General features: G+C 72.8%; 9 protein-coding genes. 2 read left to right on the top strand and 7 right to left on the bottom strand.

All coding sequences use genetic code 11. The features are described from left to right. From VGD85_RS15610 to VGD85_RS15595, 4 genes are all read right to left on the bottom strand, one after another. The coding region (locus VGD85_RS15610; RefSeq protein ID WP_331064354.1) for a hypothetical protein at positions 1-412 on the bottom strand (412 nt) is incomplete at its 3' end. Positions 413-420: 8 nt separating this feature from the next. Next, the gene (locus VGD85_RS15605; RefSeq protein WP_331064353.1) at positions 421-882 is read right to left on the bottom strand and encodes a hypothetical protein; all 462 of its coding nucleotides are present in this window, start codon (positions 880-882) and stop codon (positions 421-423) included. 77 nt (positions 883-959) lie between these two features. After that, positions 960-2,138: a pyridoxal phosphate-dependent aminotransferase gene (locus VGD85_RS15600; RefSeq protein ID WP_331064352.1), complete on the bottom strand. Its 1,179-nt coding sequence runs from the start codon at positions 2,136-2,138 to the stop codon at positions 960-962. Positions 2,139-2,391: 253 nt separating this feature from the next. Next, complete coding sequence (locus VGD85_RS15595; protein ID WP_331064351.1) at positions 2,392-3,861, bottom strand: FAD-binding protein; 1,470 nt, start codon at positions 3,859-3,861, stop codon at positions 2,392-2,394. A 111-nt stretch (positions 3,862-3,972) separates the two neighbouring features. Here VGD85_RS15595 and VGD85_RS15590 point away from each other — a divergent pair, with 111 nt between their 5' ends. Further along, entirely contained in the window at positions 3,973-5,490 is a 1,518-nt protein-coding gene (locus VGD85_RS15590) for a potassium/proton antiporter (RefSeq protein WP_331064350.1), read from the top strand. A gap of 15 nt (positions 5,491-5,505) precedes the next feature. Here VGD85_RS15590 and VGD85_RS15585 read toward each other — a convergent pair whose 3' ends face one another. Genes VGD85_RS15585 through VGD85_RS15575 form a run of 3 tightly spaced genes read right to left on the bottom strand, consistent with a single transcriptional unit; the run spans position 5,506 to position 6,555 of the window. Continuing rightward, positions 5,506-6,006 (bottom strand): LytR C-terminal domain-containing protein, encoded by a 501-nt coding sequence (locus VGD85_RS15585; protein ID WP_331064349.1) that lies wholly within the window; start codon positions 6,004-6,006, stop codon positions 5,506-5,508. Next, on the bottom strand, positions 6,006-6,302 hold the full coding sequence (locus VGD85_RS15580) for a type II toxin-antitoxin system VapB family antitoxin (protein ID WP_331064348.1): 297 nt from the start codon (positions 6,300-6,302) through the stop codon (positions 6,006-6,008). The genes VGD85_RS15585 and VGD85_RS15580 overlap by 1 nt, the downstream gene beginning before the upstream one ends. Positions 6,303-6,345: 43 nt before the next feature. Continuing rightward, positions 6,346-6,555 carry a hypothetical protein gene (locus VGD85_RS15575; RefSeq protein ID WP_331064347.1) on the bottom strand — a complete coding sequence of 70 codons (210 nt, stop codon included), beginning with the start codon at positions 6,553-6,555 and terminating at the stop codon, positions 6,346-6,348. 151 nt (positions 6,556-6,706) lie between these two features. On the opposite strand from VGD85_RS15575, the gene VGD85_RS15570 reads away from it, so the two are divergent. Further along, positions 6,707-7,156 (top strand): nuclear transport factor 2 family protein, encoded by a 450-nt coding sequence (locus VGD85_RS15570; RefSeq protein WP_331064346.1) that lies wholly within the window; start codon positions 6,707-6,709, stop codon positions 7,154-7,156. The last annotated feature ends 136 nt before the right edge of the window (positions 7,157-7,292 follow it).

Genomic DNA, 7,292 nt, shown 5'->3' with positions numbered 1-7,292 from the left:
GGCCGTGGGCCCGGGCCGCGACGACCGCGCGCACCCTGGTCGAGCGGGCACCCGCCAGCGTCGCGGTGCGGGTGAGGTGGTCCGGCCACCTCTCCGCGGCGAACCAGGCCAGCTCGGCCCGGTCGGTGCCCGCGACCGACACCGCGGTCACGTCGGATCCCGCGAGCCGCTGCCAGGACCGCAGCCGCCCGCCGGGGTGCAGCACGTCGAGGGTCACGAGCACCTCCGGCCGCCCGAACCGCGCCAGCGCGTCGACGAGCAGCCGGGGCACCGGCTGGTGGGCCGGCATCGGCTCCGGCTCGTGCCAGGGCAGCGGGGTGCGGGTCGCGTCGGCGAGCCGCTCGAGGGTTGCGACCGGCATCGTGAGCGCGGTCGTCGGCCCGGTCATCGGCCCGGTCGTCGGCCCGGTCATCGGCCCGGTCATCGGCCCAGTCCCGGCAGGTGGACGTCCAGCCAGGCGCGGTCGCCCGGCGGGGGCGGAACGAACCCGCGCAGCGCGTCCTCGAGCCCGTCGGGCAGCGCCGCGCCGACGCCGCCGACCACGCCGCCGATGATCCCGTCCACGATCCCGCCCGCCCGGTCGGCCACCGAGTCGAGGAGCCGGCGTGCCTTGCGCTCGATCGCGGCGATCAGGTCCTTGAGCCGGTCGACCTCGCGGGCGTGCCGGTCCAGCGCCTCCGCGGCGTCGTCGTGCAGCGTGGCGGTGTGGACGAGCGCCGCCGCCCGGCCCTGCGCGTGGTGGCGCATCGCGTCGGCTGCGAGCCCCTGCCACGGCACCTGTTCGGCGCGGGCGAGGAGCCGGGTCGCCTCGGCCCGGATCTCGTCGGCGCGCTCGCGCATCCCGGCGGCGAGCGCCCGGATCGTGGTCGTGTCCCCGTACATCGTCAGGCCCTTCCCTCCGTGTCCGACCCCGGATGGGGTCAGACGAAGGGTCGCCGCCCGGCGGCTGTGGAGAAACCTCAGCGATCCAGCACTGTGGACAACCGCTCCAGCGCCCGCTCGATGTCGGCGCCGGGGCCGGCGAAGCTCAGCCGGATCGACCGCGGCCCGTCGACGGTGTCGAAGTCCACGCCGGGCGCCACGGCGACACCGGTGCGCTCGAGCAGCTCATGGGCGAACCGCATCGTGTCGTCGGTGAGGTGGCCGACGTCGGCGTACACGTAGAACGCCCCGTCCGCGGGCGCGAGGTCGGTGATGCCCAGCCTCGGCAGGCCGTCGAGGAGCAGCCGCCGGTTGTCCGCGTAGCGGGCGACGTGGCCGTCGAGCTCGGCGTACGACGCCTCGTCGAACGCCGCGAGGCATGCGCGCTGGGCGATCACCGGCGGGCAGATCGTGAAGTTGCCGGTGAGCACGTCGACCGCGCGTCGGAGCCGGTCGGGGGCGAGCATCCAGCCGATCCGCCAGCCGGTCATCGAGAAGTACTTCGAGAAGCTGGAGAACACCACCGCCTCGCGGCTGGTCTGCCACGCGCTGCGGGCCAGGCTGGCGCCGCCGGTGAGCGGCGCGTACTCGATGCCGTGGTAGATCTCGTCGCTGATCAGCTGGATCCGCTCGACCTCGCAGTACGCCGCGAGCGCGGCCAGCTCGCTCGGCAGCAGCATCGTCCCGGTGGGGTTGGCGGGGCTCGCGACCACGAGACCCTTGATGTCCCGCAGCTCCTGAAGCTGCTCGACGGTCGGCTGGAACCTGGTCTCCGGCCCGGTCGGGATCTCGACGACCTCACACCCCAGCGCCGTCAGGACGTTGCGGTAACAGGGATAGCCCGGTCGGGCCATCGCCACCCGGTCGCCGGCCTCGAAGGCCGCGAGGAACGCCAGCAGGAACCCGCCGCTGCTGCCGGTGGTCACCACCACCTGGTCGGGGTCGACGTCGATGCCGTGCGCGCGGCGGTGGTGGCCGGCGATCGCCTCGCGCAGCTCGCGGATGCCGGCCGCCGGCGTGTAGCCCAGCGGGTCGCCGGAGTCCAGCAGCCGCTTGGCCTCCTCGCGCACCGGCGCCGGCGCGCCGGTCATCGGCTGCCCGGCCAGCAGGTTGAGCACGTCGCCGTGGGTGCGCTGCCGCTCCGCCGACGCCGCCAGCAGGTCCATCACGTGGAACGGCGGGACGTTGGCTCTCGACGCGACCTGGAACCTGCTCACGGGCTCGACCCTACGGCGTGGCTCGCGGTGGTTGAGGAGGGAGCGGAGCGAGCCTCGAAACCACCGTCGCCTGTGGGTTGCTGGTCGACGCTTGGGCGGATGTGCCTACTGCGTGACTGGGTTTCGAGACGCGTCGCTCGGTCCGTCGCTGCGCTCCGACCCGAGCCGACGCTCCTCAACCTTCGCCGCTCATCGCTGCCCTCGCGAGCTCGGGCAGCGGCGGCTCGAGCCGACGCTCCTCAACCTCTCGCCTTCACCGGCGCCGCTCGCAGGCTCGCGCCGCCGCGGCTCGACCGCTCCGCCGGCCGAAGAAGGAGCCCTCGCCGAGCTGGGTGCCCGAGCAGTAGCCCTTGCCGTCCTGGGCGAGGTTGGACGCGCAGGCGCCGGCGGCGTAGAGGCCGCGGATCACCGAGCCGTCGGGCCGCTGGGCCTCGCCGTCGACCGAGACCCGCAGCCCGCCGAGGGTGAAGCCGGCGTACATCGCCTTGCCCAGCCGCAGGTCGAAGACCGCCCACGGCCCGACGCCCTGCGGGGCCAACCACTCCGGCGCCTTGTGGAAGTCGACGTCCTCGCCGGCCGCGGCCAGCTCGTTGTAGCGCTCGAGCGTCTTCGCGACCGACCCGGCCGGCAGGTCCAGGGCGTCCTCGAGCTCGGCGATCGTCTCGAAGCCGTCGATCAGCGGCACCAGGGGGAACTTCGGGTACTCCACGTGCTCGCTGTCGACGATGAGGTACGCCGCGTGGTCGGGCTGCTCCATCACGAACTGCGAGGTCCGCGAGTGGTAGCCGTCCTCGTTGCAGAACCGCACGCCGTCCTGGTTCACCAAGAACCCGGTGATCAGCGAGGCGGGCGGGTAGAACGGCGCGGTGATGAACGGCTCGTCCATGTGCTTGAGCTCGGCTCCGACCGAGGCGCCGAGGCGGATGCCGAGCCCGTCGTCGTACGTCGAGCCCAGCGTGAACGGCTTCTCCGCGAGGCTCGGGGTGTACGCCGCCACCATGTCGGGGTTCATCACGAACCCGCCGGCGGCGATGACGACCGCGCCGGCTGCGACGTAGCCGACCTCGTCGAAGGACTTCCACGCGAGCCCGACGACGGCGTCGCGGTCGGCGACCAGGTTGGTCGCGCCGGTCTCGTAGCGCACCTCGACGCCGGCCTCCTCGACCCGCGACCGGAGCAGGTCCATGACCATCCTGGTGCCCTCGGTGTCGCCGGGCACCGGCACCTTGTGGCCGCGCGGGGCGGGCCGCGCCTGCTCCTTGTAGGGCCACACCTTCTCGTTGCCGGTGTACATCAGGCCCTCGGTGCCGGGCTGGATCACGGCCTTCTCGGGGTAGTAGGAGCGCTCGAACTCGAAGCCCAGCGCCTCCAGCCACCCGAAGTGCTCGACCGAGCCCTCGCAGTAGGCGCGGATCTTGTCGTGCTCGGGCTCCTTGGACACCGCGACCAGGTAGTGGTACATCTCCTCGGGCGAGTCGTCGTGCCCGGTGGCCTGCTGCACGGCCGTGCCGCCGCCGAGGTAGAAGTGGCCGCCGGACATGCTCGACGTACCGCCGTGCACCGCCGCCCGCTCCAGCAGCAGCACCCGGGCGCCGGCCCGGGCCGCCTCGAGCGCCGCGCAGCCGCCGGCGATGCCGAAGCCGACGACGACGACGTCGTACGCCGGCGCGCCGGCCAGCACCTCGGCGGGGAGGACGTCGGGGATCTCGGTGCCCTTGCTCATCGAGCCGATTCTAGAACAAGTTCCAGTCCGGGGCGACGTCGCCCCGGCGCCGCGACCGGAGCGCACCGATAGACTGCGTCCCCGCGCCCCGACGACCGCTAAGGGTGATCCGTGTCGTTCGACGTCCACGACCTCGACGCGTTCATCCTCGTCGGGTCCGTGGTCACGTTCCTGGCGATCCTCGCGGTGCGCGTCTCCACCGGCGCCGGGCTGCCCAGCCTGCTCGTCTACCTGCTCATGGGTGTCGCGCTGGGCGAGTCGGGCGCGGGCATCCAGTTCGAGAACTACGAGGTCGCCCACGCGGTCGGGTTCGCCGCACTGGCGATGATCCTCGCCGAAGGTGGCCTGACCACCAGCTGGTCGGAGATGCGCGGCTGCATCCGTCTCGGGGTCTCGCTGGCCACGCTCGGCGTGGCGGTCTCGGTGACGGTGGTCGCCCTGGGTGCGCACTACCTGCTCGGCATGCCGTGGGAGCTGGCGATCCTGCTCGGCGCGGTCACGTCGCCGACCGACGCCGCGGCGGTGTTCTCGGTGCTGCGGGTGGTCCCGCTGCCCAAACGCCTCACCGGCACGCTCGAGGCCGAGTCGGGGCTCAACGACGCCCCGACCGTGGTGCTGGTGACGCTGATCTCCAGCGGTGCTGTCGACGACCACGGCGTGCCCGCGCTGCTGGGCATCGTCGTCTACGAGCTCGTGATCGGCATCGTGCTCGGCCTGGCCGCCGGGTACGGCGGGGCCTGGGTGATGCGCCGGGCCGCGCTGCCCTCCTCGGGCCTCTACCCGCTCGCGGTGATGACGCTGACGTTCCTCGGCTACGGCGTCGCGACGTTCGTGCACGGCTCGGGCTTCGCCGCCGTGTACGTCGCGGCGCTCGTGCTCGGCAACTCCGAGCTGCCGCACCGGGCGGCGACGCGGTCGTTCGCCGAGGGGCTGGCCTGGCTGTCGCAGATCGGGCTGTTCGTCACGCTGGGGCTGCTGCTCTCGCCGGGCCGGATCACGCTGTCCACCGTCGGGCTGGCGATCGTCGCCGGGCTGATCCTCACGCTGCTCGCCCGGCCGATCTCGGTGCTCGCGAGCGCCGTCGTGCAACCGCTGCCCTGGCGGGAGCTCTCGTTCATCTCCTGGGCCGGCCTGCGTGGGGCGGTGCCGATCGTGCTGACGACGATCCCGCTGGCCGAGGGGGTCGACGACGCGGAGCGGCTCTTCGACCTGGTGTTCGTGATGGTGGTGCTCTACACGGTGCTCACCGGGCCGACGCTGCCGCTGGTCGCCCGGCTCCTGCGGGTCGCCCGCAGGTCGGAGCCGCGCGGGCTCGAGGTCGAGGCCGCCCCGTTGGAGCGGATCGCCGCCGACCTGCTGCAGGTGTCGATCGCCCCGACGTCGCGGATGCACGGCGTCGAGGTGGGCGAGCTGCGGCTGCCGCGAGGGGCGTCGGTGTCGATGGTGATCCGGGACGGCGAGACGCTGGTGCCCGAGCGGCGTACCGTCCTGCGCCACGGCGACGACCTGCTGGTCGTCACGCCCCGCAAGCTGCGCTGGCAGACCGAGGCGCGGCTGCGCCAGGTCAGCGAGCGCGGCCGCCTCGCCCAGTGGTTGGTGGAGGACCCGGCGCACCGGCGCCCGACCTGAGTCGTTGCGGGATCGTCAGTCCACCGGCGGGCTGCAGATGGTGGCGTCCTCGGCGGCCACGATCGAGCGCCGCCCCTTGGCCAGCTTGTCGAAGCCGTCGCCGACCACGACCGCGACCCCCACTCCGGGACCCTCGCGGCGCTCGATGTCGACGTCCGGGCCGAGCCGGCTGGCCACGAGCCGGACCGCCGGGTTCTCGGGCTCGAGGGTCCAGATCGCGACGCGGGCGACCCGGGCGCGCACGTTGCCCATGCTGCCCTCGGCGAACCCGTCGTCGCTGAGCAGCTGCATCGTGCGACCCGCCAGGCCCTCGCGGGTGCCGGCGTTGTAGACGCTGACCGTGACGTCCTGGGCATAGACCTTGGTGCCGGCCTCGACCGTGGTGTCCACGCACAGGGGCCGGTCGACCTTGGCGGGCAGCGGATCGGTGAGGGCCGACCAGCCCCACACGGCGCCGAGCACGAGGAGCACGGCCAGTGCCGCGAGCGTGATCGCGGACCGTGCTCCCTCGGCCATCAACCCTCCAGGGTGTGCACCCGGGCGTGCAGGACGTTGCGCTGCTGGAGGGCCGCCCGCAGAGCCCGGTGGAGCCCGTCCTCGAGGTAGAGCTCGCCGCCCCACTCGACGACGTGCGCGAACAGGTCGCCGTAGAACGTGGAGTCCTCGTCGAGCAGCGCCGCGAGCTGCAGGGTGTCCTTGGTGGTCACGAGCTCGTCGAGACGCACCTGCCGGGGCGGGATGGCGGCCCACGCCCGCGAGGACAGGCCGTGGTCGGGGTAGGGCCTCCCGTCGCCGACCCGCTTGAAGATCACGCCGCGACTATAACGAGGCCCTCCCCGACGCCGTGCCCGGCTCTCAGGCCGACCAGCGGACCGCGTCGTCGAAGTAGTCCGCGAGCGCGTGGACGCCGCGCAGGTCGCTGCGCTCCTCCATCAGGCTCGTGAGCCGCTGGGCGTGCCGGACCTTCAGCTGCGTGCGCTGCTCACGCAGGCGGTCGAGGGCGCTGTCGATCTCACGGTCGATCTCACGGTCGATCTCGCGGTCGGACGTGGTGGTGTGGTCCATGTCAGCCTCCCTAGGTCTCGAGGTGTGCCGCTTCGGAGCGACTTCGGCCTCCAGCATGCCAAAGTCGGGTGCCGCGGAGGTTGAATCGGTGTTACGCGGAGGTCAACGCGGCCCTTACGCCGCCGCCGGAACTGGAATACGTTCTCGTTTCGTGGACGACGTCACCCAGATCTGCCAGCTCAAGTACCGCTACCTGCGCACGCTCGACACCAAGCAGTGGGACGAGTTCGCCGACTGCTTCCTGCCCGAGGCGACCGGCGACTACAACGGGCTGGTCTTCCCCGACCGCACCGCCCTGGTCGCCTACATGCGCGAGAACCTCGGCGAGGGCCGGCTGACCCTGCACCAGGCCCACCACCCCGAGATCGCCGTCGACGGCGACGCCGCCACCGGGCGGTGGTACCTCCAGGACAAGGTCATCGTGCCGGAGTACCACTTCATGCTCGAGGGCGCCGCGTTCTACGAGGACCGCTACGTCCGCACGCCCGCGGGCTGGCGCGTCGCGCACACCGGCTACCGGCGTACCTTCGAGATGACCTACGACCTCGCCGACCTGCCGGGGGTGCGGGTCAAGGGTCCCGGTGAGCACACCCACGTGTGAGTGCCGGCGGCCCTCAGTCGGACGGCTCGCGCCACGCCAGCTGGACGACCTCCGCCCCGCGGTCGCGGGTGACGAGGCGGGCGCGGCCGGGCGCGGCGGGCTGGGGCCGCTGGTTGCCCAGCAGCGGCCCCTCGTC

Origin of the sequence: Nocardioides sp. (assembly GCF_036401255.1) — a bacterium.
GTDB lineage: Bacteria > Actinomycetota > Actinomycetes > Propionibacteriales > Nocardioidaceae > Nocardioides.
Note: the sequence above shows the minus strand (reverse complement) of the source record. Positions and strands in the feature narration are given on the sequence as shown.

What these genes read in the sequence shown, in the direction of transcription:
- VGD85_RS15605 (WP_331064353.1), bottom strand. Translation starts at nt 882, where the DNA reads ATGTACGGGGACACGACCACGATCCGGGCGCTCGCCGCCGGGATGCGC.
- VGD85_RS15595 (WP_331064351.1), bottom strand. Translation starts at nt 3,861, where the DNA reads ATGAGCAAGGGCACCGAGATCCCCGACGTCCTCCCCGCCGAGGTGCTG.
- VGD85_RS15585 (WP_331064349.1), bottom strand. Translation starts at nt 6,006, where the DNA reads ATGGCCGAGGGAGCACGGTCCGCGATCACGCTCGCGGCACTGGCCGTG.
- VGD85_RS15575 (WP_331064347.1), bottom strand. Translation starts at nt 6,555, where the DNA reads ATGGACCACACCACCACGTCCGACCGCGAGATCGACCGTGAGATCGAC.